General features: G+C 56.4%; 21 protein-coding genes and 1 pseudogene. All 22 read left to right on the top strand.

From position 1 onward, the window contains the following. The first annotated feature begins 1,022 nt into the window (after positions 1–1,022). The 22 genes and pseudogenes from GFC01_RS11740 to GFC01_RS11635 all read left to right on the top strand — a co-directional run bounded on the left by GFC01_RS11740 (position 1,023) and on the right by GFC01_RS11635 (position 25,842). Positions 1,023–1,229, top strand: a complete 207-nt coding sequence (locus tag GFC01_RS11740) for a hypothetical protein (RefSeq protein WP_152947311.1) — start codon at positions 1,023–1,025, stop codon at positions 1,227–1,229. Positions 1,230–1,240: 11 nt separating this feature from the next. Beyond that, positions 1,241–2,959: a recombinase family protein gene (locus GFC01_RS11735; protein ID WP_152947310.1), complete on the top strand. Its 1,719-nt coding sequence runs from the start codon at positions 1,241–1,243 to the stop codon at positions 2,957–2,959. Between the two features lie 28 nt (positions 2,960–2,987). Further along, positions 2,988–3,398 (top strand): annotated as a pseudogene (locus tag GFC01_RS11730) (ClpP family protease); the annotation flags it as partial. Between the two features lie 79 nt (positions 3,399–3,477). Beyond that, positions 3,478–3,705: a YlzJ-like family protein gene (locus GFC01_RS11725; RefSeq protein WP_152947309.1), complete on the top strand. Its 228-nt coding sequence runs from the start codon at positions 3,478–3,480 to the stop codon at positions 3,703–3,705. A 131-nt stretch (positions 3,706–3,836) separates the two neighbouring features. After that, entirely contained in the window at positions 3,837–4,625 is a 789-nt protein-coding gene (locus GFC01_RS11720; protein WP_152947308.1) for an undecaprenyl-diphosphate phosphatase, read from the top strand. A gap of 35 nt (positions 4,626–4,660) precedes the next feature. Beyond that, the gene (locus tag GFC01_RS11715) at positions 4,661–5,398 is read left to right on the top strand and encodes a FadR/GntR family transcriptional regulator (protein WP_152947307.1); all 738 of its coding nucleotides are present in this window, start codon (positions 4,661–4,663) and stop codon (positions 5,396–5,398) included. A gap of 487 nt (positions 5,399–5,885) precedes the next feature. After that, the gene (locus GFC01_RS11710; RefSeq protein WP_341473932.1) at positions 5,886–6,674 is read left to right on the top strand and encodes an electron transfer flavoprotein subunit beta/FixA family protein; all 789 of its coding nucleotides are present in this window, start codon (positions 5,886–5,888) and stop codon (positions 6,672–6,674) included. 41 nt (positions 6,675–6,715) lie between these two features. Then, entirely contained in the window at positions 6,716–7,693 is a 978-nt protein-coding gene (locus tag GFC01_RS11705) for an electron transfer flavoprotein subunit alpha/FixB family protein (RefSeq protein WP_152947319.1), read from the top strand. Positions 7,694–7,715: 22 nt separating this feature from the next. Next, positions 7,716–9,131: an FAD-binding oxidoreductase gene (locus tag GFC01_RS11700; protein WP_152947306.1), complete on the top strand. Its 1,416-nt coding sequence runs from the start codon at positions 7,716–7,718 to the stop codon at positions 9,129–9,131. Between the two features lie 936 nt (positions 9,132–10,067). Next, positions 10,068–11,834 carry an L-lactate permease gene (locus GFC01_RS11695; RefSeq protein ID WP_152947305.1) on the top strand — a complete coding sequence of 589 codons (1,767 nt, stop codon included), beginning with the start codon at positions 10,068–10,070 and terminating at the stop codon, positions 11,832–11,834. A 67-nt stretch (positions 11,835–11,901) separates the two neighbouring features. After that, on the top strand, positions 11,902–12,498 hold the full coding sequence (locus GFC01_RS11690) for a LutC/YkgG family protein (protein WP_152947304.1): 597 nt from the start codon (positions 11,902–11,904) through the stop codon (positions 12,496–12,498). After that, positions 12,495–14,648 (top strand): L-lactate dehydrogenase (quinone) large subunit LdhH, encoded by a 2,154-nt coding sequence (ldhH, locus tag GFC01_RS11685; RefSeq protein ID WP_341473930.1) that lies wholly within the window; start codon positions 12,495–12,497, stop codon positions 14,646–14,648. The genes GFC01_RS11690 and ldhH overlap by 4 nt, the downstream gene beginning before the upstream one ends. Before the next feature lie 233 nt (positions 14,649–14,881). After that, positions 14,882–15,382, top strand: coding sequence for a tetratricopeptide repeat protein (locus tag GFC01_RS11680; RefSeq protein ID WP_152947303.1), 501 nt, complete (start codon positions 14,882–14,884; stop codon positions 15,380–15,382). 243 nt (positions 15,383–15,625) lie between these two features. Continuing rightward, positions 15,626–17,824 (top strand): DNA translocase FtsK, encoded by a 2,199-nt coding sequence (locus tag GFC01_RS11675; RefSeq protein WP_423244391.1) that lies wholly within the window; start codon positions 15,626–15,628, stop codon positions 17,822–17,824. Positions 17,825–17,969: 145 nt separating this feature from the next. Next, positions 17,970–19,022 carry a tRNA 2-selenouridine(34) synthase MnmH gene (gene mnmH, locus GFC01_RS11670; protein ID WP_152947301.1) on the top strand — a complete coding sequence of 351 codons (1,053 nt, stop codon included), beginning with the start codon at positions 17,970–17,972 and terminating at the stop codon, positions 19,020–19,022. A gap of 43 nt (positions 19,023–19,065) precedes the next feature. Continuing rightward, the gene (locus tag GFC01_RS11665; RefSeq protein WP_152947300.1) at positions 19,066–19,860 is read left to right on the top strand and encodes a RodZ domain-containing protein; all 795 of its coding nucleotides are present in this window, start codon (positions 19,066–19,068) and stop codon (positions 19,858–19,860) included. A 32-nt stretch (positions 19,861–19,892) separates the two neighbouring features. Next, positions 19,893–20,216 (top strand): hypothetical protein, encoded by a 324-nt coding sequence (locus GFC01_RS11660; RefSeq protein WP_152947299.1) that lies wholly within the window; start codon positions 19,893–19,895, stop codon positions 20,214–20,216. Positions 20,217–20,339: 123 nt separating this feature from the next. Then, on the top strand, positions 20,340–21,665 hold the full coding sequence (gene rimO / locus GFC01_RS11655) for a 30S ribosomal protein S12 methylthiotransferase RimO (protein WP_152947298.1): 1,326 nt from the start codon (positions 20,340–20,342) through the stop codon (positions 21,663–21,665). Beyond that, positions 21,662–22,207 (top strand): CDP-diacylglycerol--glycerol-3-phosphate 3-phosphatidyltransferase, encoded by a 546-nt coding sequence (pgsA, locus tag GFC01_RS11650; RefSeq protein WP_152947297.1) that lies wholly within the window; start codon positions 21,662–21,664, stop codon positions 22,205–22,207. The genes rimO and pgsA overlap by 4 nt, the downstream gene beginning before the upstream one ends. Before the next feature lie 26 nt (positions 22,208–22,233). Continuing rightward, entirely contained in the window at positions 22,234–22,761 is a 528-nt protein-coding gene (locus GFC01_RS11645) for a hypothetical protein (RefSeq protein WP_152947296.1), read from the top strand. Between the two features lie 216 nt (positions 22,762–22,977). After that, a complete protein-coding gene (locus tag GFC01_RS11640; RefSeq protein WP_152947295.1) occupies positions 22,978–24,456 on the top strand; it encodes an AAA family ATPase in 1,479 nt (492 codons plus the stop codon). 132 nt (positions 24,457–24,588) lie between these two features. After that, positions 24,589–25,842, top strand: coding sequence for a competence/damage-inducible protein A (locus GFC01_RS11635; protein ID WP_152947294.1), 1,254 nt, complete (start codon positions 24,589–24,591; stop codon positions 25,840–25,842). The last annotated feature ends 13 nt before the right edge of the window (positions 25,843–25,855 follow it).

Below are 25,855 nucleotides of genomic sequence, written 5' to 3'. Positions count from 1 at the left end.
TACCTGGAAGTCGAATACGATGACGGCAGCCTGGACGAGTTCAACAAAAGCGATTACCGGGAGTTGCTTGTGGAAGTTTGAGAATCGAGGGGAGCCGGTTGCAAGGCCGGCTCCCTAATCGAAAACATCGCAATCAACTAACTACGAAGGATGCCGGTTTTAAGACCGGCGCCTTCCCCGCCCGCTTAAGCGGGCGCTATCCGGATCCCTGGTTGACGCGCATAATGTGCTGATTAACCATTCCAAAGGGAGAACGGGATCCATACCATAGGCCCCACGGCGCTAGCCGTCCCGTAAAGGGGTAACGGGGCCTCGGTGAATGCTTAACAACTCCCAAAGGGCGTGCGAGGCGGGCTTTGAAAGCCGGCCGTCGGGAGCACGCAGACAACCGAATGACCGCCCCTGCGGCGCATGCCCCGGAGGTAACGGGGCACGGGCCACGGGGGCGGAAGCGTGCCGCGCGGCGTATCTGCGGCGAGCGGCAGGCAACGGGCGAAGGCCCGCACGGCTGCACGGCCTCGGGACCTGGCTGAAGGGGCAATCCATATTCGCCACTCCGGCGGAGAAGGCTGCAGCAGCCCATGCTTTCGAATCGGTGTCCTGGTACTGGAACCACCCGTTTAAAACGGCCTGGGCCTGGCTGACCACCCCGTCAGAGAAACTAAGCGCTCCCGAAGTTCACAGTCTTTGGCTTCTACTGATCCACTGCATCTGCGCAAAGTCGGCTGGACGGAATCGCCTCAAGCAAAGGAAATCAAGCAATGCGGCATGCTGCCGGTGGATCGGGTGATGCCCGCCGGGGACTTCGAGATAAGCCTGCCGGAAATAGAAGTGGACGGAAAGGTTGCTGAACTTGATGCCTCCAGCAAAACGGCAACGGAAGAAAAGGAAACAACAAGCCAATCCGGTGCCGTGCGGCCGGGGTGCCCTGGTAGGCATGAGCCGCAGATAGTTTGCGTTTCAAATCGTCGGGACATACTTTCTTTCATTCCGGAGACTCTATGCGATAAGGAGGGGATGATATGTCAAAATTGCCCGGGAAGGTTTTAATAAATGATGTAGAATATATTGTAGAAGAAGGCCTCGGCCACATGAAATTGAGAAGGCATGACTCCGTGTCGGGTATGAAAGTGGAGAATGTTTTCATACCCGTGCCCGATTCCAGGGAACGCATGGTAAATTTCAAAGCTAAAGCGGCCCAACTTATTCTGGAGGAAATTACGAAGTAGGGGTGCTTTCCATGACCATTCCGGTAGCATCATTATACAGGGTGTCGACCGCCAAACAGTTGAAAAGTAACGAGGAAGACAGCATACCGCTTCAGGCAAACGTAATCCGCGAATTCGTTGCACAACATCCGGAATGGGAACTTGTGAAGGAATACGCGGAGGAAGGTGTTTCAGCGTTTAAATACAGCAAAGACGACAGAGACATCCTGCAGAACGTTCTTGCCGACGCGTTAATGGGCAAATTTAAGATTCTGCTTGTATTTAAGGCCGACCGTCTCTCACGCAAAAGCCTGGAGTACCCGATAGTATTGTGGCAGCTTCACCGTGCCGGTGTTGAGGTAATCGCCGTTGCCGATGTGCCCGGCGGTAAAAAGCTGGAGCTTAAGGACCAGTATGACAAGCTCCTGCGGTTTATCGAAGGGTGGCAATCGGAAACGGAAAGTGTAAACACCAGAATTCGCGTGTCTCATGTTATGCGGCAGAAAGCCAAACAGGGGTGCTGGACCGGTGGCCGCCCTGCCTACGGATTCAGATTATCTGGGTCCAAAAAAGGGTTGCCGCTGGAAGTGGACGAAGAAGAGGCCGCAATAATTAAGGAAATGTGCAGACTCTACCTGGAAGAAGGTTTGGGAAGCAAAAGGATCGCCGCCGCGTTGAACGAGCAGGGGTACCGCACCCGGGAAGGCAGGTTGTGGACCGACACCCGGGTGCGGCAGGTGCTGCAGAATCCCATAATCTGCGGCTTACCGGCCTACGATAGGACGAAACCGGGAAACACTCCCACTTCCAGGGTGCGCATCAAGGGATATGCGGACCTGAATAATTTCATCGTTCCCCGGGATCAGAATGGAAACCCGAAGCCGGTACCCGAATATTCCATTATTCCCCTGGAAACATGGCAACGGTTGATCCGCAAGATGCAGGAAAATTGTACGTCGAAAATACAAAAGGGAGAAACACTCAATCCCCGCGCCATGTCCAGCAGCGCACTCCTGACCGGTTTTCTTGTGTGCGGTTACTGCGGCCGCGGCTTTATCAGCTCGGGTCAGAACTGGCGCAAACGTAACGGCAAGATATATCCCTGCCAGAAAAGGGTTTACCGGTGTGTTACCCACGCCCGGGTGGGTGGCGGAGAAAAACTGTGTGCAGGGCAGGGTTCGTATTCCCAGAAAAAAATAGACCGGATTTTCTTGCAGGAGCTTGAAAATTTCCTGTCCGGGTTGAATTGTGAAGATCTTTTACAGTATATTGAACAGAAACAGGTGGACTACCTGGCTGAAGCGACAAATCGGTTGAAGACCCTGGAAAAGGAATTAAGTAAAAACAGGAAAATCTATAATGCCTGGGTCAAACGTTTGGACGATTATTTCGCCAATCCGGACGGCAGTTTGTATTCGGAGCAACTGCTGGCTGAAAAAGTGAACGAGTATGGTAGGATATTGGAATCACTTGAGAAGGAGCTGGAGGAAGTAAAGTCGCAGGCGCGCGTGGAGAAGCATCGGAGAAGCCAGCTGATGGAATTTTCCATGCGTGCCCCCCAGTGGTTCAGGCTGTTCATGGAGGCCCCGGTCGAGACGAAAAAACAGATGCTCGTCCAGATCATCAGCAAGGTGGTTTTGTACCGGGATAAGATTGAAATTCATTATAATGTCGACCTTGCCGAATTCCTGGGACGGGAAGAAAAGCTGGAGCAGGAAAGGTTCGAACTAAAGGTGCTGGCAACGTTTTAATGGGCGGAAAGTTTCCGTCCTTCACTCATTATTAGGGGGTAGTGACATGGGTAGCATCGGGGTACCCATTGCCGTAGCCGCCCAGTATAGCTTTATTGCCGAAACGGCCAGCATGACCATTCATCCCATCCGCTTAAACGGGCTGGTCATTGGCGTTCCTCAAACCTACGAGTACCTGGATAAAATGCAGGACCGGGTGGTGCGGTTTGTCACCCAGCACTCCCGGATCAGTGAATCTGCCTTCCGGGATCTGATGTTTCGTACCGGGGAACTGGCCCGGGATATCGGTACCGTATTGATCGGCCGAGAAGCGGTGGAAAAGGGGCTGATCGATGAAGTTGGTGGAGTGGGGCAGGCGGTAAACAAGCTCAAGTTAATGATTGAGGACTGGAAACAGAAAAATGCCGCGCCCGGGCAGGGCAATGTGCCTGTGCAGTAATTTGCGGGCGTCTGGAGAAAGTGGCCTGACCGGCAGCCATTTTCAGGGAATGCTGGCGGGTGGAAAGGAGGAAACGATATTGATCCTATATACACCTATGCAACTGGAGCTGGTTTTAGAAGGACTGGAAGAAATGCAGCATGTTCCCACCAGGGAGGTGAATATTGAAGGAGTACCCGTGCTGATCCAGAACACCGGGCCCGGGGAGGGCAAAGTGGTGCGCCTGTTAAGCACAGACCCCATGGACTATTTAAAGGCAGGGCTTTATCCCGGGGCGGTGGTCAGGTTGCCTTGCACTCCCGGTTAAGGATCCTCCGGCATCCCCGGAGGAATTTCTTTTTTGTCAGTTGTCTGGTCACCTTACTACGTTATGTGCTATAATGAAGAAGTTAATGTGTGCAGCAAGCAGGATATTCTATTGTTACAGGGGTGATGGTTTTGACCGTATGGCAGGCGGCAATTCTGGGCCTTGTCCAGGGGTTGGGGGAATTTTTGCCCATATCCAGTTCCGCCCACCTGGTGCTGGTCCCCTGGCTCATGGGCTGGCGTTATGAAGGTTTAACCTTTGATGTGGCCCTGCATATGGGCACACTGGTGGCTGTGGTGGCTTACTTCTGGCGGGACTGGCTGATTCTGTTGCATGACGGTCTGCTGCGGCGGCGCACTGCGGAAGGGCGGTTGTTCTGGTATCTGGTAATGGCCACCATTCCGGGGGCATTGTTTGGTTATCTCTTTGAGGCACAGGCGGAAACCACTTTCCGGGAACCGCTGCTGATTGGCGCCATGCTGATGGTTATGGGCATTATCCTTTACCTGGCCGATACCCGGTGTCTGGCCGGAAAGGATCTGGAGCAGGTGGGTCTGGGGGAAAGCCTGTGGATCGGTATGTCTCAGGCCCTGGCCATTATCCCGGGGGTATCCCGTTCCGGCATCACCATGGCCGCCGGCCGCATAGCCGGCCTGGACCGGGAAACGGCGGCCCGCTTTTCCTTTTTAATGTCCACGCCCATTATTTTGGGGGCAGGTGTAATGCAATTGCCCAAACTGACCCCTGCCGACCTGAACCTGCCCTTTATCACCGGCGTGGTGGTTTCGGCCATTGTCGGTTTTCTTTCCATCGGGTTTCTTTTACGTTATCTGACCCGCCGTAGCTTTGGCCTTTTTGTGTGGTACCGCCTGATTTTGGGTCTGGTGGTTATTGTTCTGGCTCTGACCGGCATCAGATAGAACAAGATAGAACAACTAAAGGGGGGATGGGGCTAATGACGGGATTTAAGCCGGTAAAAACCAAACGCACTTCCGAAAGCATTCTGGAACAGATCAAACAGCTGATTATCGAAGGACAGCTTTCCCCCGGAGATAAACTGTTAACCGAAAGAGAACTCTCGGTAAGGCTGCAGGTAAGCCGGGCCTCGGTGCGGGAGGCTTTATCTGCGCTGAACCTGGCCGGCATTCTGGAGATCAGGCATGGGGAGGGCATTTACGTCAAACGTCCCGGCCCCAACGCCGTTATTGAACCGCTGGCCTTTTTATTGCTCCTGGAAAAGGACAAGTTGCAGAACATCCTGGAAGTACGCAAAGCACTGGAAGTGGAGGCCGCCGGCCTGGCCGCCGAAAGGTGCCCGGCCGATCTGCTCCAGGAGATGAAAAAAGTGGTGGAAGAAATGGAAGAGGATCTTTTGTCCGGAGGGGCCAGGGCCGAGGAACTGGATTTGCGCCTGCACCTGACTGTGGCCCAGGCCAGCCGGAACCCCTTGCTCAGCCGGTTGATGAATACAGTGCAGGAAACTATGAATCAAACTTTGCGGGTAACCCGGGCACTGTGGCTTTCGGCCACCGCCGGGACCACCCGGCGCCTTTTTGAGGAACACCGGGAAATCTATCTGGCCATTGCCGACCGGGACAAAGAACGGGCCAGGGACATCATGTACCGGCATTTGTGGAAAGTGGAAGTGGAACTGGCCCGGGTTAATTTAACCGAACATGACGGGCAGCAGTGATACTTTAGCCGGTGGTGTTTTTAAAATCCTGTCCTTAAGGGGCGGGATTTTTTATAAAAAATTATTTTTTTGAAAAAGGATTTTGGCAAATGATAGAGAATATTCCCCATAGGTTAATGGTCAGGCCACCTGGGCACATGAAGACATTATAACATCTTTAGCCAGTGTCCGGGCCAAAAAAAATGGTTTGTATACAAAAAAGCCCCTTGTGGGGAAAGAACGATGGCGATAATATGTCGGAAGAGGGTTATGTGCAATATATCACAAGCACAAAGTTTTTCAGATAATCATGGTAAAAAACTTTTATGACAATTTCAGATGAACGGAAGGGTAAGGCTGGAAGCCTGAAAACAGGCGGGTAACCGGGGCCCGGGGGAGATTTATGTTATGGGGTCAGACTTCCTTGGGGGAGGATGTGCCGGTCCTGATCGGCATCATTGGTCTGATAATCATAACATCATTACTTTAAAACAGGAGGTGTGTAACTGTGAGAATTGTCGTACTGGTTAAACAGGTGCCGGGAACCGATAATGTAAAAATGGATCCGGAAACCGGTACCATGATCCGTACGGCCCGGGGGAATGTGATCAATCCCCTGGACGAAAACGCGCTGGAAGAAGCCATGCGGCTTAAGCAGGCCATGGAAGGGGTAACGGTGACGGCCGTTAGTATGGGACCTCCCATGGCCATAAAGGCCGTGAAAGAAGCCATTGCCATGGGTGCCGACGGGGGTGTGCTGCTATCGGACCGGGCCCTGGCCGGTTCCGACACCATTGCCACCGCCCGGGCACTGGCCAGCGCCATTAAACAATTGGGTGATGTGGATTTAATCCTTTGCGGCGAGCGGGCCACCGATGGGGAGACGGGCCAGACCGGACCCATGGTTGCTTCCATGCTGGATGTTCCGGTGCAGACCTATGTGCAAAAATTGACGGTGGAAGATGGCTCCATGATAGTGGAAAGGATAGTGGAAGGTGGTTTTGAAAAGGTAAAGGTAAAACTGCCGGCCCTGGTGACCGTGGTCAAAGGGATCAACCAGCCCGGTTTTCCTACCCTGGCGGGTAAGCTCAGGGCAAAGGAAGTACCGGTGCCTGTGTGGGGTCCGGCGGAACTGGGAGTGGCTCCGGAAGAAGTGGGTCTGAAGGGTTCTCCTACCCGGGTGGTTAAAATTTTCAGCCCAAAACTTTCCCGGGAAACCATCATGCACCAGTATAAACCGGGCGGCCGGGCGGTGGAAGAGCTTATCCAGTTCCTGGCCGGACGGGAAATTATTTGAGGGGGGTGCGGCCTGTGAATATACATGACTACCGGGGAGTCATGGTCCTGGGGGAACAAAGAAATGGCACGGTTCACCGGGTAACCTTTGAACTGTTGAACCGGGGACGTACCCTGGCGGATAAACTGGGTGTGGAATTATCCTGCGCCATTCTGGGCGACCGGGTGGACGACCTGGGGGAAGTAATCCGGCGGGGGGCCGACAGGGTTTATCATGTCAGCAGTCCTGACCTGGCCCAGTTTTTGCCCTGGCCCTATACCCGGGCGCTGGTGCAGTTGATTGAGGAAGTCAGGCCGGAAGTGGTGATTGCCGCGGCCACCACCACGGGACGGACGGTGATGCCCCTGGCGGCGGCGCGGTTAAAGACCGGCCTGACGGCCGACTGTACCATCCTGGATATTGACCCCGCGGAAAAGATTCTCCTGCAAACCCGGCCGGCCATCGGCGGCAATGTTATGGCCACCATTAAAACCCCCTTTACCCGCCCCCAGATGGCCACGGTGCGGCCCCGTTCCACCCGGCCGGCGGCCCGGGACGAATCCCGTACGGGGATAATCGAGGTCAGAAACTACAGCAACCTGGCTTCCCTCGGGGAGATTTTCCTGGAATACATGGCCGACCCCACCCAGGAAGTGAACATTCAGGATGCCGATATCATCGTATCCGGCGGGAAAGGTTTGAAAAACCGGGAAGGATTCAAACTGGTGCTGGAACTGGCCCGGGTGCTGGGCGCCGGGGTGGGTGCCAGTCGGGATGTGGTGGAACTGGGCTGGATCGGCTATCCCCACCAGATCGGACTGAGCGGCAAGACGGTTTCGCCCAAGCTCTATATTGCCGTGGGCATTTCCGGTAAGGTGCAGCACCTGGCCGGTATGCAGACTTCCGAAATCATTGTGGCCATTAACAAGGACCCCGACGCCCAGATCTTCCAGGTGGCCGATTTCGGTATCGTGGGGGACGCCTTTGAAGTGGTTCCGGAATTAATCAACCAGCTGAAAAAAATAAAGGCCGAGGCTTAAGGGGAAAGGAGGGTAAGCACTGATGCGTTATAATCCGGTTACTCCGCAAATTGTCGAACAGCTAATGTCTATCGTGGGTGAAGCGAATGTGGTGCTGGAACCGGAAAAAATGGAAGTTTACGGCCGGGACGAAACTTCCGAGGCCATGTGGCAACACATGCCCGAGGTGGTGGTTAAGCCCGAAAACGCCCGGCAGATATCCGAAATCATCAAGCTGGCCAACCGGGAGATAATCCCCGTCACTCCCCGCGGGGCCGGCACCGGCCTGGCCGCCGGGGCGGTGCCCATGCTGGGGGGGATCCTGCTTTCCCTGGAGCGAATGAATAAAATTCTGGAAGTGGACCGGGAAAACCTCTTTATGGTCACCGAACCGGGGGTGACCACCGGCGAGGTGCAGCGCACCGCCAGGGCCGAGGGCTTCTTATACGCCGGGGACCCCTGCAGTGCGGAAAGCTCCTTTATCGGCGGCAACGTGGCCACCAATGCCGGCGGCAACAAGGCAGTCAAATACGGCGTCACCGGCCGGCATATATACGGTCTGGAAGTGGTTCTGCCCAACGGCGAGATTGTCACCCTGGGCGGCAAATGCGTCAAGGATGTCACCGGTTACGACCTGGTGCACCTGATTGTGGGTTCCGAAGGCACCCTGGGCGTGGTGACCAAAGTATATCTCAAGCTCATGCCCCTGCTCCCGTTTGTGGCCGATCTGCTGGTGCCCTTTGACAGTGTGGAGAAGGCCATCAAAATTGTACCCACCATCATGACCCACGGGGGAATCATTCCCACCTGCCTGGAGTTTATGGACAGCATGTCCATCAAGGCTGCGGAACTTTACCTGAACCAGAAGCTCCCTTACAGTGACGCGGCCGCCTACGTCATTGTGGAAATAGACGGTAATACGGAGCGTCAGGTGGAGGAGGATTACGAGACCATTGGCAAGCTGTGCCTGGAAAACGGGGGGCTGGAAGTCTTTGTGGCCGACAACCCTTCCGCCCAGGATCGCATCTGGAAAGCGCGCAAATGTTATGCGGAAGCCCTGCGCATGATCAGTCCCGTCTACTGCATGGAAGATATTGTGGTCCCGGTGAGCCAGATTCCCAGGGCACTGGAGGCCATCAATGGCATAGCCGAAAAGCACCGGGTGAAAATTCCCTGTGTGGCCCATGCCGGCGATGGCAATATTCACGCCACCCTCTTGAGGGAGGACCGGGACGAGCATACCTGGCACGAGGTGAAAGACCGGGTGCTGGATGAAATCTACCGGGAGGTATACGCCCTGGGCGGTGCCCTCTCCGGGGAACACGGCATTGGGGCGAAGCGCAAGGGGGCCATGGCCCGCTTCCTTCATCCCGCCCAGATCGACATGATCAAATCCATTAAAAAGGCTCTGGATCCCAACCTGATCCTGAACCCGGACAAACTGGTGGATGTGCTCTAGCACGGAAGTCGCCGGAAGGCGTTGCAAACCGCTCTTCCGCATGATGCCGGTGGTTAACCGGCCCCAAACTGGCACCGGAAATTTTCTAAAGGCGCTGAATACCGCCGTGACAGGGTGGGCGTGTTCCGGAATCCGGAAACTCCAAACACCGGACCGCAGCCACCGGTGGTTATGGCTTTAAGGGAAGGTTAGTGTGCTCTGAAGAACGGCAACCCCGGTGTGGGGATCGATTAAGTGGCGAAGTGGCCGGAGATTTGCCGGCTCCGGCCTTCTTCCCGCTGCTGCCGCCAGGGCCGCCGGTAAAAGGGTTGCAGGATGACCGTTTTCCCGGCCCCTGTTCCGATTGTTCGAAAAATTTTTGGGGACCAAGAAGGAAGTTTCAATATCTTCGCGAAATTAGATCTACTAATGGTCAGGCCACCCTATACGGTGACCATTAGAATTACCAGGCTATCATACCAGAAGGAGGTGGGAAAAGGGTAGAAAGGATAAATATAGGGCAGGCGTAAGGCAGGTATCGGACTGACACTGGCCTGGCAGGCACAGGGTAAGCACAAGGTGGCTCAAGTGTAATTGTCAGTGCTATCATCAACAGGGTGCCCGGTTGCCCGAAGCGAACGGCCTGTATAGTGCTGTAAGTGCCATGGGTGGGAGCAGATGTGGGGAATGCGGTGCTGAAGTGGTATCACCAGCCATTCATGCTAATACTACAACGTAAATTCATCCTCTGATCTTTGGCAATCATCCGGATCTCAGGGGCAAAGCTTCTTTTTCTGGTGAGATTGGTGGACAACAAATCTGAGTGTCTTACGGGACACATCTTTAAGTTACGCTGTAGTACTTAAGGTAAAGGTGGCAATTAATTTCTTCTGTTACGGGTACAGTTTTCGAACTTATGCAACTCTTGCCAAACTTATTACGAGGAGGAACCGTGCCATGACGTCAACGTGGACACAGGTAATCAACCCTCTGGGTAATCTGGGCCTGTCCGCCCTGGTGGATGCCATACCCATCATCTTCCTGTTCTGCGCTCTGGCCATCTTTCGTATGAAGGGGCATGTGGCCGGCATTATCACCCTTATTCTGGCCATGGGTATTGCCGGTTGGGTGCACGGAATGCCCACCCACATGACCATCCTGTCTACCGTTTATGGTATTATGACCGGTTTATTCCCCATTTGCTGGATTTTCCTTACAGCTGTTTTCTTGTATAATTTAACCGTAGAAACGGGACAGTTTGAAATTATCAAGGACTCCATCGCTGCCATTACTGAAGACCGCCGTCTGCAGGCACTGCTCATTGCTTTTGGTTTCGGCGCTTTTATCGAAGGCACGGCCGGTTTCGGTTCCCCGGTGGCCATTACGGCGGCCATGCTGGCCGGTCTGGGCTTTAATCCCCTGTACGCCGCCGGTATCTGTCTGATTGCCAACACAGCCCCGGTGGCCTTCGGCGGCATCGGCATACCCATTATCACCGCCGGTACGGTCACGGGCATAGATTCCATGGCCATCGGCCAGATGGCCGGGCGCCAGCTGCCCTTCCTGTCGGTCCTGGTGCCCTTCTGGCTGGTTTTGATCATGTCCGGCTGGAAGGGAGTCAAGGAGGTCTGGCCCGCCGTACTGATCAGCGGTCTATCTTTTGCCATCACCCAGTGGTTTACCTCCAACTATATGTCCCCCATGCTGCCGGACATAGCTTCCTCCGTGGTTTCCATTGTGGTCACGGTGCTCTTCCTGCGGGCCTGGAAACCCAAGCATATCTGGCGCTTTGCCGATGAACCCCCGGCTTCGTTAAAAGTGATGAAGCATTCCGCCGGGGCGGTGTTTAAGGCCTGGTCTCCCTTTATCGTTTTAACCATCATGGTGAGCGACTGGGGCCTGGGTTCGGTAAAAGCTGTTCTGGATAAGGTTACCATTAAAATCCCCTTTGTCGGTTTGGATAAGGCCATTATCGCCGGGGGCAAGCCCATGGCGGTGGTTTACAATTTCAACTGGCTGTCGGCGGCAGGGACCAGTATTTTAATCGCCGCCATTATCAGCGCTTTCATCCTGAGCATCGGTCCAGGGCGCTTCTTCGGGATTTTTGCTAAAACGTTCAAAGATCTGCGCTATGCCGTCCTGAGCGTGGCCTGCTTCCTGGGTTTTGCCTTTGTAGCCAACTGGTCCGGCATGACCCCCACTCTGGCTACGGCCTTTACCGTTACCGGCGGCTTCTTCCCCTTCATGGCCCCGCTGCTGGGCTGGCTGGGCGTATTTGTGACCGGTAGCGATACCTCTTCCAACGCCCTGTTTTGCAAGATGCAGCAAATTACCGCCGAGAAACTGGGTATCAACCCCGTGTTAACGGTAGCAGCCAACAGTACCGGTGGTTGTGCCGCCAAGATGATTTCGCCCCAGAGCATTGCCGTGGGTGCCGGTGCCACCGGCCTGGTGGGCCGGGAGGGTGACCTCTTCCGTTTCACCGTGGGGCACAGCATCCTGATGGTGCTGGTAATCAGCATTATTACCATTCTGCAGGCCTATGTGCTGGACTGGATGATCCCGCCATTGGTCATGGCTTCCACTGCCGGTCCGGCGGCCAAGGTAGTGGAGGGCGGCTCCCTCATCCTGATAATCACCGCGGTGATTCTGCTGGTGCTGGGAGTGGCGGCGGCCAGACAGAGAAACAGCCTGGAAAAAATGTCCGGCTCCCAGGGAGCGTAAAATGGTGTCCCGGCCGGATGAACCATCCGGCCGGGCAACTTTTCTTAAAGAAAGGATTGACGGTACTATGGCCACAAATGCAGTCACTCCATCCCAGGAGAAAAGGGATGTAGAAGCCCTTTATGCACTTTTCCTCACCCGGGCCCGGGCGCTGGGAGCGGAGGTCCACCGGGTGCAAAATCCGGCGGACGCGGGAAAGCTCATACAGGATTTGCTTCACCGGGAAAATGTCCGGCGGGTGGCGGTGGCCGGTACCCCTATAGTCAAATCCCTGGATATTCATGCCCTGGTTGGTGCCGCCGGTGCGGAGGTGACTGCCGGTAATGCCCGGGAACAGGCTGAACCGGCCGATCTGGGCATTTCTTTCTTTGAAATGGCCATTGCCGAAACCGGAACGCTGGTGCAGGATGCCACTGATATCAACCGGCGCCTGGTATCCATGCTGCCGCCGGTCCATGTGGCTCTGGCACCTACCACAGGGCTGGTGGGTACCTTACGGGAAGCCATTGATTACCTGGCCGCCCGGGGGGAAATTCCCGGTTACCTGGCCTTTGTCTCCGGGCCCAGCCGCACGGCCGATATCGAGCGGGTATTGACCATCGGGGTACACGGTCCCGGTAAAGTTTATGTGATCTTTATGGACGAAGGGGGTGAATCCCGGTGAGCAAAAGCGATTTAAGACAGGCCACCCGGGATGCCCTGGCCAACGAAAACATTGGCTGCGCCCTGGGGCGTTTTTCCGATAACTATGTGATTTCCCGGGAACAGGTCTACCAGGGCCGGGATTTCGAGGCTCTGCGCCGGGAAGTGGCCCGCATAAAAAGGGAAGCGGCGGAAAATATGGAAGAACTGGCACAGCGGTTTGCCCGGGAAGCCACCCGCCGCGGGGCCACCGTCTACCGGGCGGCCACGGCTCTTGAAGCCCGGGAATACATTGCCCGTCTGGCCAAATCCAGGGGGATAAAGACCATTGTGAAGTCAAAATCCATGGCCAGTGAGGAGATACGCTTAAATGATTATTTAAAGGAACAGGGCCTGGAGTGTATCGAAACCGATCTGGGCGAATGGATCATCCAGCTTTCCTGCCAGCGGCCTTCCCACATGGTTATGCCGGCTATTCACTTAAGCCGCCAGGAAGTGGCTGGTATTTTCAGTAAGGAAATCGGGGAAAATGTGGAACCGGAGATTGAGGGCATGGTCAAACTGGCCCGGAGGGAGCTACGCAAAAGATTCCTGTCGGCCTGGATGGGTATTTCCGGCGGTAACATAGCGGTGGCCGAAACGGGCACGGTGGTGATGGTCACCAACGAAGGCAACGGCCGCCTGACCACCAGTTTGCCCCCGGTACATGTAATTATCATCGGCCTGGAGAAACTGGTGCCCCGTTTTGTCGATATAACTCCCATCCTGGAAGTGCTGCCCCGCAGTGCCACGGCCCAGCATATCACCAGCTACGTGACCATGATCACCGGCGCCGTGCCGGCGGTGGACCCCGGCGGCCGGTACCACGAAAAAAAAGAATTACACATCATTCTGCTGGACAACGGCCGCACCCGCATGGCCCGGGACCCCGTTTTCATTGAAGCCCTCCAGTGTGTCCGTTGCGCTGCCTGTTTAAATGTTTGCCCGGTCTACCAGCTGGTAGGGGGGGTATTTGGTGATGTTTATACTGGAGGTATCGGGACCATTCTCACTGCATACTTTACCAGCCCGGAAAGGGCGGGAATGATCCAGAACCTCTGCCTGCGCTGTGAGCGCTGCCGGGACTTCTGTTCGGGCAATATCGACCTGCCGGCTTTAATCGGCGAACTGCGGCGGCGTACGGTGGAGAAGGAAGGTCCGGGATTTGTTCAGAAAACCATCTTCGAAAAAATATTACCCAACCGGGAACTTTTCCACGGCTTGCTGAAAACCGCCTCACGGTTGCAAAAACCCTTCGTCCGGGAAAACAAAGTCCGTCATCTGCCCCTTTTCCTGTCGGATCTGACGAAAGGCCGCACACTGCCGGCCATTGCCGCCGTACCCTTCCGGAACCGGGTGGTCCGGTTGCCCCGGCCGGAAAAAGTCAGGGGCCGGGTGGCTTTCTTTTCCGGTTGTCTGGTGGATTTTGTTTATCCGGAAATAGGCGAGTCAGTGGCCATGGTGCTTTCCGCCCTGGGATTTGAGCTGGTCTGTCCCGAGACCCAAGCCTGCTGTGGTTACCCGGCCGAACAGGTGGGGCTTACGGATAGCGCCGCCAAACTGGCCCGGCAAAATATGGCCGCTTTTGCGGGCCTGGACGTGGATCAGATCATCACCGCCTGCCCCACCTGTGCCGAGGCCTTAAAATACCATTACCCCACACTTCTGGAAGATGATGTCATATGGTCGGAGCGGGCCGGGGAACTGGCCGCAAAGGTTCAGGACTTTTCATCCTTTATCCTTCCCTACCGGGAGGAACTGTCCTCCCTGGTCCACCTGCCGGGAGGTAAAATTACCTACCACGATTCCTGCCATTTAAAACGTCGTTTGCGGGCCAGCGAAGCGCCCCGGCAGTTGCTTACCGCCGCCGGCGCCGACCTGGTGGAGATGACCGGCGATTACTGTTGCGGTTTCGGTGGTTCCTACAGTATTAAATTTCCCGAGGTGTCCACAGCTGTCCTGAACAAAAAAATACAGGCCGTGCTGGGCACCGGGGCGCCGGTGGTGGCCCTGGACTGCCCGGGGTGCCGGATGCAGATTGGCGGCGGTCTGGACCGTCAAAACCGCCCCGTGAAAGTGCTCCATACGGCGGAAATACTGGCGGAAGGCCTGCTAAGGCGGGAAAATAGCTAAAAAACCCTGATTTAAAACAACTTGCCAGATGGTAATTGTCAGTACACGCCCTCTTCTGGTACAATGGTATCAAAAGGGGGCGTGATATTTTTCACAAAGCAATTGCCGCCATTCCATGACCATTACGTCCGGAAATGCAGCCTTTGGCCTTAAAACAAGGAGCGAAAGAAAACCCTGGGGCATAAATGCTATCACTAAAAAGGATGTATGCCCATTAAAGAGGGGGTGGGTGTATGCGCCTGTGGCGGGTAAAAGACGGGGCGTTCGTGGTGCTTTGTTTCCTGGCGGTGTTGTATGTGTGCGTAGCAGGACTTCCCAGGGAGAGTGCTCTGGTGGTGCTGGGACTGTTGCTGGCGGCCCTCTATGTTATTTTTTACATCAGTGACATCATGGTTTTTATCTACAGCATTTGTGCCAGAAATGCCGCCAGGGCGGAGGATATTTCCAAAGTGAAGCTTATTTACCGCAATATTTACCTGATTTCACCGGGGAGCATTTCCGGTAAAGTGGCCCACGCCGTACTGTTGACCCTGGAGCGGGAATGGCACCGGGCGGAAAAGCTTTATCATGAAATACTTTCCCTGCGCCCCCATGACCTGGAGATGGCCTATAATCTGGCTTACGTGCTGGTGCGTCAGGATAAGATTACCGAAGCGGTCACCTGGCTCAGGTTAATTATTGCCGCCAGGCCGCAATGGGAGTTGCCCCATCTGCTGCTGGCTGAGGTGGCGTAAAACAGGTTGGCGAAGGAATGGTCCCCTGATAATAGTCCCTGAGGCGGTTTCTGCATTGCCGGTCCCTCGGGGGTTCTTTTTTGTTTCATGGCAAAATATAGTTATCTTGCAGGAGTCTGCCAGTATTTGTGGTATAATTATTTACGGACATCTTTTGTGGGCAATCTTTGGGGCGGTTCGGGGGCGACCACAAACCCCCCGCCTTCCATGCCGGGCAACCCATTCTCCTGGAGGCTGGTGGTCGTGAAAATCAAGCATCTAAAAGAACAGCAGCGCCACGAGATTGGCGGTATCATTCTGATTTCCACGGGTATCCTGGGGCTGGTGAGCCTGCTCACCCCCGAGATGGGTCTGGTCAGCCGGCTGGTGGAGCGCTTACTGCGCGGTGCGGCCGGAGAAGGGCGTTATCTTTTCCCTCTCCTGTTGATATTGGGCGGCCTGCGGCTAATGCTGGGCAGAGGACGGGTGCGGGCCGGCCAGCGCTTTTACGGGGGCGCCCTTCTCTTTGTGGTGGCCCTGATTCTGCTGCATATGCTGATTCCTCCGGAGTATGCCCTGCAGGCCGGGCTGGCCGGTGAAGGGGGAGGGCTGGTGGGTGGAATCTGCTATTTTCTTATCCTGCGCTCCTTCGGTCCGGCCGGCACCGCCATAGTCCTGGTCACCATGGCGGCGGTGGGGCTGTTGATGGGCGGCAATGTTTCCTTGCGGCAGGCGATGGTCCGTTGCGGCGAAACAGGGAAGAATTTTTGCCAGCGGTTGGGAACTTTTGTTAACAGCTATTTCTTTACGGAAGTGGAAGAAGCGGCGGTCGAAGCCGCTTCCCGGCCGGTGATCATTGATCACAGCGGAGCCGGGAACGCGCTCCCGGAAAAGGCTCCCCCGGTGGAGGTATTATCGGAAGAGAAAAAAAATCCGCCCGGGGATAGCGGCAGTTCCCGGGTGCTGCGCATTGTGCCGGCCAGTGCGGCCAGGGAAGCGTCCCCTGCGGGTGATCCCGATGGTTCCTATCAGCTGCCTCCCCTGTACCTGCTGGCCAAACCGGCCGGTGCCAGAGGTAATAAAAATAACAGGGACATAGCGGAAAACGTGCGTGTTCTGGAAGAGACCCTGCACAGTTTCGGGGTGAAGGCCAGGGTAACCCAGGTTTCCCGCGGACCGGCCATTACCCGGTATGAAATTCAGCCCTCCCCCGGAATCAAGGTAAGCCGCATTGTCGGCCTGGCCGATGATATAGCCCTGTCCATGGCTGCTCCCGATGTGCGCATCGAAGCGCCCATTCCCGGCAAGGCGGCCGTGGGAATTGAGGTGCCCAACCGGGAGATTGCCATGGTTTTCTTGAGGGAATTGCTGGAAACGGTGGAGTTTCAGCAGGCCGCCTCCCGGCTGACCGTGGCCCTGGGTAAGGATATCGCCGGTAATCCGGTGCTGGCGGACCTGGCCCAGATGCCCCATTTGCTCATTGCCGGGGCCACCGGTTCGGGTAAAAGCGTATGTTTAAATACCATAATTGCCAGCATTCTTTTCAAGGCCCGGCCGGAGGAAGTGAAATTCCTGATTATCGATCCCAAAATGGTGGAGCTGGCCACCTATAACGGCATTCCACACCTGGTGTCGCCGGTGGTTACCGATCCGAAAAAGGCGGCCACCTCCCTGCGCTGGGCGGTGAAGGAGATGGAACGCCGCTATTCCCTTTTTGCCTCCGCCGGGGTGCGGGATATTACGCGCTATAACGATCTTTTCCGCAATCAGGTGCCGTCACCGGCGGAAGAGGGCCCGCTCCCCCTTATCGTGCTGATTATTGATGAACTGGCGGATTTAATGATGATCGCCCCCGCCGATGTGGAGGATGCCGTCTGCCGCCTGGCCCAGATGGCCAGAGCGGCCGGCATCCACCTGGTGGTGGCCACCCAGCGGCCGTCGGTGGATGTGATCACCGGTTTAATCAAGGCCAACATCCCTTCCCGGATTTCCTTTGCCGTTTCGTCACAGATCGACTCCCGCACCATTCTGGATATGGCCGGGGCTGAAAAGCTTCTGGGCAAAGGGGATATGCTCTTTTTCCCGGTGGGGGCGCCCAAGCCGTTGCGCGTTCAGGGGGCCTTCCTGTCCGACCGGGAAGTGGAAAATCTGGTTTCCTTCCTCAAAGGTCAGGCCAGGCCCCGTTATGATGAACGCTTTCTGGTGGAAGAAGTGCGGGCAGAGACCCATCAGGAACCGGAAGACGAGCTGCTGCCCAGGGCGGTGGAAATTTTTATTAAAACGGGACATGCATCCATTTCCCTCTTGCAAAGGCGCCTGCACGTGGGGTATGCCCGGGCGGCCAGGTTGATTGATATTATGGAAAGGAAGGGGATAGTGGGAGGGTATGAAGGAAGCAAACCACGCCCGGTGCTCATCAGCCTGGAGCAATATGAACAAACCTTCAAAAAAAAGGTGACTTAAATTTTCCCCATATCGAAAGGAAACGGGGCGAAGGATGTAGAAAAATCTTTATAAGACGCTGTTGAGAATTAACAATGTATTTGCGGGCAAATGCTATGAATAATATTATGGGCTTACAGCCGGTAAGGGTTTTTGGGGATACGGTATGATCAGGGATATTACCATAGAAGAGGCCCTTCGTCTGCCGGATGTACTGCTGGTGGATGTGCGCTCCGAGGGTGAGTACCAGGAAGCCACCATTCCCGGAGCGGTGAATATTCCCCTGCTGGATAACGTGGAGCGGGCGCTGGTGGGTACCGTTTATCGTCACCGGGGGCCGGCGGAGGCCCGGAAACTGGGGCTGGAACTGGTTTCCCCCCGTTTGTCCCACTGGATCGGGGCCTTTGCGGAACGGGCGGGCGGCCGGCCGGTGGTTCTTTTTTGCTGGCGGGGAGGGTTGCGCAGTCAATTTACTGCTTCCATACTGGACGTGATGGGGTTCAACGTTTACCGCATCCTGGGCGGCTACAAGGCTTACCGGCGTTTTGTCAACCGTTATCTGGGTGTGGAGCGGTTGCCCTTAAAGGCCGTGGTAATCCACGGTTTAACCGGTGTGGGTAAAACCCGCCTGCTGGCGGCCCTGGCCGGAAGGGGTTTTCCGGTGCTGGATCTGGAAGGATTGGCCCGGCACCGGGGATCGGTCTACGGCAAGATCGGGCTACCCCCCTCCCCCGGGCAGAAGATGTTTGAAGGGCTGATTGTACAAGCGCTGATGGCGGCCGAGGGAAAGGGAATTTTTCTGGTGGAGTGTGAAAGCAGACGTTTGGGGCGCTTGCTGGTGCCGCCCGTGGTCCTCAAAGCCATGGAGGAAGGTTACCGGGTGCTGGCTTACGATTCCCTGGAAAACCGGGTGCGGCGCATCCGGGAAGATTATACCCGGGCACCTAATGGGAATATTCCGGCCCTGCAGCAAGCCACTGCTTCCCTGCAAAAGTACCTGGGCACGAAACGGGTGTCTGCATTAAACGAAATGCTGGCCCGTGGAGAGTTTGAACAGGTTTTTGCCTATCTTCTGGTCAAATACTATGACCCTCTTTACAAATATCCGGACGGTCCCAGTCCGGAGTATGCTCTTTGCGTTTCCACCGCCGATTTGCCAAAGGCGGCCGACCGGATCGGGGATTGGATAACTTCTTTACCCGAATGGCAAAACAGGTAGTTGTCATGGACGTGTGACGACTATTTGAAGGGAGGGAATCCCTGTGGACATAGGGAAAATTCTCCGGGATGCCCGGGAAGCCCGGGGGCTAACTCTGGAGCAGGTTGAAGAGGAAACCAAAATTCGCCGCAAATACCTGGAGGCTCTGGAAAAGGAAGCCTTTGATGTTTTACCCGGAAGGGTCTATGTGCGCGGCTTTTTGCGCAATTACGCCCGGTTCCTGGAACTGGATGAACGGGCACTGCTGGCCCGGCTGGAGGATGCCTTCCCCCCGGAGGCAGCCACCGTTCCGGAGACACCTCCAGTTCAGGAGAAGGACCACCGGCCCGGTGGTTCTTACCGCCGTATCGCCTACGGGCTGGCGGGACTGGCCCTGGCTTTCATACTGATTTGGGGGGCCGGGCGGGTGGCCGGGATCATCCGTGGTTCAGAGCCCGGCGGAAATCCCGGTGGTTCTCCTCCGGCCCAGGTGTCCGGAGATCCGGCCACCGTTTCCCGGGAGCCGGCCACGGGTGGGCAGGGTCAGCCGGATGCCGCCGCGGGAATCGGGGGAGAAGTATCCTCTGCTCCTTCCACCCCTTCTCCTTCCGGGGTAAATCTGGTGCTCAGTGTGACGGATGAAACATGCTGGATGCGGGTGGTGGTGGACGGCCAGGATAAGTTTACCGGCGAACTGGCCGCCAACCAATCCCGGACATTCCAGGCCAGGCAGCGTATCTGGGTTAAACTGGGTAATGCCGGCGTGGTCAATGTCCAGGTGAATGGCCAGAATTTGGGCGTCCTGGGCGGTCGGGGACAGGTAGTCAATCGGGAGTTTTCCGTTACCACTCAGGGGTAGTTACGGTGCCCGTCGGTGAGGGGGGCTGGTAAATGGGATCCTTTATATGCGATTCCTGCGGCCGGGAGGTGAACATTTATGAAGGAATTCTTTCCTGGCGGCGGGAAGGGCGGGAGTTGAGCAACTTCGCCATTACCCATCATTCCGGTGCGGATTGTCCGGGTCAACCCTCCAACAACACCTGCCGGGATTTATTCCGGGTGGCCTCGGTAAAGGGATACCTGGCCTTTGTCCAGTACCTGATTACCCGCTGGGGCGAAGGCTGTACAATAACGGATTTTGACTCGTTGAAAAGGGTGCTGGCCCAGATCAACGCCCATATCCATGAAGGAATGGTCAACCTGCTGGGTGAATAAGTTCTTTTCTTTATACCCGGCGGCCTTACGCGGCCGCCCTTTTCTTATGGGATTTTTGACAGGAAACGGATCAGTCCGGTATACTGGACCTGTGCCTGTTCATAGAAAGGAAAGCGGAGAAAAATGTCCTTTACCGTTGGTATGATCAGCCTCGGTTGCGCCAAAAACCTGGTGGATGCGGAGATAATGCTGGGGCAGCTGGACAGGGCCGGTTTCCGGATAACCAACCGGCCGGAGGAGGCCCATATTCTGATCGTCAACACCTGTGGATTTATTACCCCGGCCAAGGAGGAATCCATCAATCAAATCCTGGAAATGGCCCGGTACAAAAAAAACGGGTGCTGCCGGGTACTCCTGGCCGCCGGTTGCCTGGCCCAGCGCTATGCCCGGGAGTTGCTGGCGGAAATGCCGGAGTTGGACGGGTTGATGGGCACCGGGGCGGTACCCCGGGTGGTGGATGTGGTGATGCGTGCCCTGGCGGGCCAGCGGGTGATGGCGGTGGGAGAGCCGGGTTATGCCTGCGATTCCCCTTTGCCCCGGCTACTGGCCACGCCCGGCCACACCGCCTATGTGAAAATAGCCGAGGGCTGCAGCAACCGGTGCGCCTATTGCGCCATTCCAGCCATCCGGGGGCCTTACCGCAGCCGTCCCATGGAATCCATCCGAGAGGAAGTGGTCCAGCTGGCCGCCCGGGGGGTAAAGGAAGTGGTCCTGGTGGCCCAGGACACCACCTGGTACGGGCTGGACCTGTACCGGGAGCGTCGCCTGGCTTCCCTGTTACGTTCCCTGGCCGGCATATCCGGTATTCACTGGATACGCCTGTTATATGGTCACCCCGACGGTTTTACCGGTGAGCTGGTGGACGTTTTGGCTGCGGAAGAAAAGGTATGCCGGTATATCGATTTGCCCCTGCAGCATGTCAGCCGGCCGGTGCTGGCCCGGATGGGGCGGAGCGGCAACGGGGAGAGGTTTGGCCAGCTGATCGATGGTTTGCGCCGGGCCATACCGGGTTTAACCCTGCGCACCACCTTTATGGTAGGGTTTCCCGGGGAAACGGAAGAGGATTTCCGGCAGTTGCTTGATTTTGTAGCTGCCGTGCGTTTTGAAAGGGCGGGGGTATTCAAATTCTGCCCGGAAGAGGGTACCCCCGCCGCCACCATGCCCCGCCAGGTGCCGGAAGAAGTGAAGGAGGAACGATACCGGCAGGTCATGCTTTTGCAGCAGCAAATCTCCCTGGAGCATAACCGTTCCCTGGTGGGACGGCAGGTAACCGTGCTGGTTGAAGGGCAAAAGGACCATTTGTACTTTGGCCGCCGGGAAGCCGACGCGCCGGAAGTGGACGGTAAGGTATTCTTTACGGCCGGGGACAATATAATTGCTCCGGGGGATTTCGTTCAGGTGCGTATCAGCCGTGCCGGCGAGTACGATCTGATGGGGGAACTGGCATGAATTTGCCCAACCGCTTAACCATGGCCAGGATATTTTTAATCCCTATCTTTTTGACAGTGGTTTCCCTGCGGGTGCCCTACGGGGATTATATAGCGGCGGCGGTATTTATTTTAGCCGCCAGTACCGATGGCCTGGATGGTTATATTGCCCGCAAGCACCACCAGATCACCCGCCTGGGGAAGTTGATGGATCCCCTGGCGGACAAGCTGTTGATTTCGGCGGCTTTGATCTCCCTGGTGGAAATGCACCGTCTCCCGGGCTGGGTGGCCATGATTATTATCGGCCGGGAATTTGCCGTCACCGGCCTGCGTTCAATTATGGCCGCCGAGGGTACGGTGATAGCGGCCAGTATTTTGGGCAAACTGAAAACGGTCACCCAGATTGTGGCCATTGCGGCCCTCTTTTTACAGGAATTCCCCTTTGACGCTTCCCGGATTACCCTGGGTAACCTGGCCATGGGGCTGGCCGTTGTCTTTACCCTCTGGTCCGGCCTGGATTATTTTAACCGTGGCTGGACGGTGCTCAAAAAGGGCGGCATTTAAATCCGCGACCGGAAAGGACAGAAGGTATGCAGTGGCATGGTTGGCGCATTCCCGTGGTATTGGCGGCACTTTTGGCCGGCCTGTTAATCCTCTTTGGCGCCCAGTGGCTATACAACAAGTACAGTTTTTCCCAACCACTGGACCGGGTATTAAAGGCCGATGAGGCGGTGGAGTCCTACACCCTGGAGAAGAATGGTGCGGTACTGGTAATTGAAGCCCGGCTAAGGGAAGTGCCGGATTTGGGGGCGGCCTACCGCCGTTTGCGCAAATCCATCCAGGATGTCCTGGGTAAACGTCCTTTTATTTTAAAAATAAAGGACAGGCGGGACGAGGAATTACAAAGGGCGTTTTATAACAGCCAGTTTGCCCTCTATGAGGCGCAGGTCCGGGGAAACTACCGGGAAATGATCCGTTCCCTGGAGAACGAAACGGCAAAGGCACAGGTCGGCGTATCCGTCCATCTGGATCAGGACAATATTTATGTGCAAATGAAACACGGCGGCAGCTACCTTTACGAGATCATCCCGCGCCTGGCCACCCCGCCCCGGGAGTAAATGTTACCCCTAATACTGTGGCGTTAATTCATCCTCTAAACCCTGGCCATCACCCGGTTCCCGGGGGTAAGCATCGACCGGTAGGGCCATCTGGTGGCACACATTTCCTGGATGGTTTTCTCCCTTTTGTATGGTATAATAAATATGTTCTGTCTGGTCAACTGACCGACCTGCCGGAGAACCGGTTTTGGAAGCGGGTTGGAAAGGGAGGTCTCCATGCTCAAGGAAATTGGTCTCGGTTTTGGGCTGGCCGGCCTGATCTTTCTGGTGGCCACCGGTTATGATGTTACCCCGCTAATATTTTTGGGGGCGGCCGGAGCAGGCCTGTACTACGTGGCCCGCTCCCGGGGTTTGCTGGCCCGGAATTTTGCCGGCGAACAGGTGGTTACCAGGGATAATATCTCCTTTGCCGATATTGGCGGCCAGGCGTCGGCCATCCAGGAACTGCGGGAAGCACTGGATTTTATCAAAAACTATAAGCAGATTCAGCGTTTGGGCATCAGGCCGCTGAAGGGCATTCTATTAACCGGTCCACCCGGCACGGGCAAAACCATGCTGGCCAGGGCGGCCGCCAGTTACACCGATGCCGTATTTGTGGCCTGCAGTGGTTCGGAGTTTATTGAAATGTACGCCGGCGTGGGCGCCCAGCGGGTGCGGCGGTTGTTCCAGACGGCCCGGGAAACGGCTGTCAAACAGGGGAAGAGCAACGCCCTGATTTTTATCGATGAGATCGACATTCTGGGCGGAAAGCGCGGGCAAACCACCAGCCATCATGAATATGACCAGACCCTGAACCAGTTGCTGGTGGAAATGGACGGTTTGAAGGTGGATGATCAGGTGCGGGTGCTGGTGGTGGCGGCCACCAACCGGGTGGATATGCTGGACCCGGCCCTGCTGCGCCCCGGCCGTTTTGATCGCCAGGTGAAGGTGGATCTGCCCGATAAAAAGGGACGACTGGAAATCCTGAAATTGCATACCCGGAACAAACCCCTGGCCGACGACGTTTGCCTGGAATCCCTGGCCAAGGAGACCTTTGGTTTTTCCGGCGCCCACCTGGAGAGCCTGGCCAACGAGGCGGCCATCCTGGCCATGCGGGAAAACTGCCAGGTTATTTACCGCCGTCACTTTCATGAGGCGGTGGACAAGGTAATCATGGGTGACCGCCTGGATCGCCGGCCAGCGCCGGCGGAGTTGCGGCGGGTGGCCATTCATGAAACCGGCCATGCCCTTTTAAGTGAAATGGTCCGGCCCGGTTCGGTATCCGCCCTCACCATTACCCCCCGGGGACAGGCTCTGGGGTATATGCGCCAGACTCCCGAGGATGATACCTACCTGTATACCCGGGACTACCTGGAAAACCAGATTGCTGTCATGCTGGCCGGTGCGGTGGCTGAAGAAATCTTGCTGGGCAACCGCAGCACCGGGGCGGGCAATGATTTTCAAGAAGCCACCCGGACGGCCGAGGAGATTATTAAAAACGGCATGTCCCGGCTGGGCGTGGTGGATCCCGAATTGCTGCCCGTTTCCCTGCGTTACCGGGTGATTACGGAAATCCTGCAGGAGCAGGAAGCCAGGGTGCGTTTTTACCTGGGGGAAAAGCGGGAGGTTCTGGCCCGGATTGCCGATTTGCTTCTGGAACAGGAAAAAATATCGGGGGAACACTTGCGCCAGCTCATCGACCCGGTTGCCGCATAAAATAAAATTAGGATATTATCCGAAGGGAGATCCCGGCAGGGGCTCCCTTTTGTTCTATTTTTCTTTTCCCGGAAGGGTTTTATGGCCCATTCAGCGAATAATAAAATCAGGTCTGGACGAGGAAGTGAGCCTATGCAGGCGGAATTGATTTTTACCGGCACGGAACTGCTGATAGGGGAAATAGTAAATACCCATGCCCAGTATATCGGCCGGGAGCTGGCGGCCCTGGGTATTGAAATCACCCTGCATACCACCGTGGGAGACCAGTGGGACCGGATGGCCGGCGTTTTGCAAGGGGCGCTGGAAAGGGCGGATTTGATCATTATCACCGGGGGGTTGGGCCCGACCACCGACGATCTGACCAGGGATACGGTGGCCCGGGTGCTGGGGTTGCCCCTGGTTTTAGATCCGCCTTCCCTGGAGCACATCCGCCGTTTCATGGCCCGGCGGGGAACGGTCATGCCCGAAAATATGATCCGGCAGGCCTATTTTCCGGCCGGGGCGAAAATACTGCCCAATCCGGTGGGGACTGCGCCCGGTGCCCTGCTGGAATACAGGGACAGGGTGCTCGTCCTGTTGCCCGGCCCGCCCGATGAGTTGCGGCCCATGTTCGCCCGGACGGTGCGGCCCTACCTGGCCGGCCGGGCCAGGGGGGGCATGGTTACCCGCACCCGGCTGCTCAAGGTGACCGGTATCGGGGAATCGGCCGTGCAACAGCTTATCGGGGATCTGGGAGGGCAGGGCAACCCGGGTATCGCTTACGTGGCCAAACCGGGAGAAGTTCATGTGCGCATCAGCGCTAAAGCGCCCGGGGGCGCCCTGGCGGAGCAAATGGTGGCGGATTTGCTGGCCAGGGTACGGGAACGTCTGTCTGCTTATGTTTTTGGTATGGACGACGACGTGCTGGAAGAAGTGGTTGGCCGCCTGCTGACGCAAAGGGGTTTGACGGTAGCCACGGCCGAATCCTGCACCGGCGGGCTGGTGGCGTCCCGGCTTACCTCCGTGCCCGGTAGCTCCGGGTATTTCCTGGGCGGTGTGGTGGCTTATCACAACCGGATCAAGGAAGGGGTTCTGGGCGTACCTGCCGGCGTGTTGAAGGAATACGGGGCGGTGAGCCGGGAAACGGCGGTGGCCATGGCCGAAGGGATAAGGCGGTTGACGGGGGCCGATCTGGGGCTGTCGGTAACGGGCATTGCCGGTCCCGACGGGGGTACCCCTGAAAAACCGGTGGGATTGACCTATATAGCCCTGGCCACACCGGAAGGCACCTCCTGCCGGGAATTTCATTTCCCCGGGCGGCGGCACGGTGTAAGACAGGGGGCCGTCAACTCCGGTCTGAATATGATTCGTTTGTACCTGGTGGACCAGCAGATGGCGGTGGATTAGTTGGACGGATTTT

The sequence above is a fragment of the Desulfofundulus thermobenzoicus genome (assembly GCF_009428905.1).
GTDB classification, from domain to species: Bacteria; Bacillota; Desulfotomaculia; order Desulfotomaculales; family Desulfovirgulaceae; genus Desulfofundulus_A; species Desulfofundulus_A thermobenzoicus.
This window is presented reverse-complemented; position numbering and strand designations above follow the sequence as displayed.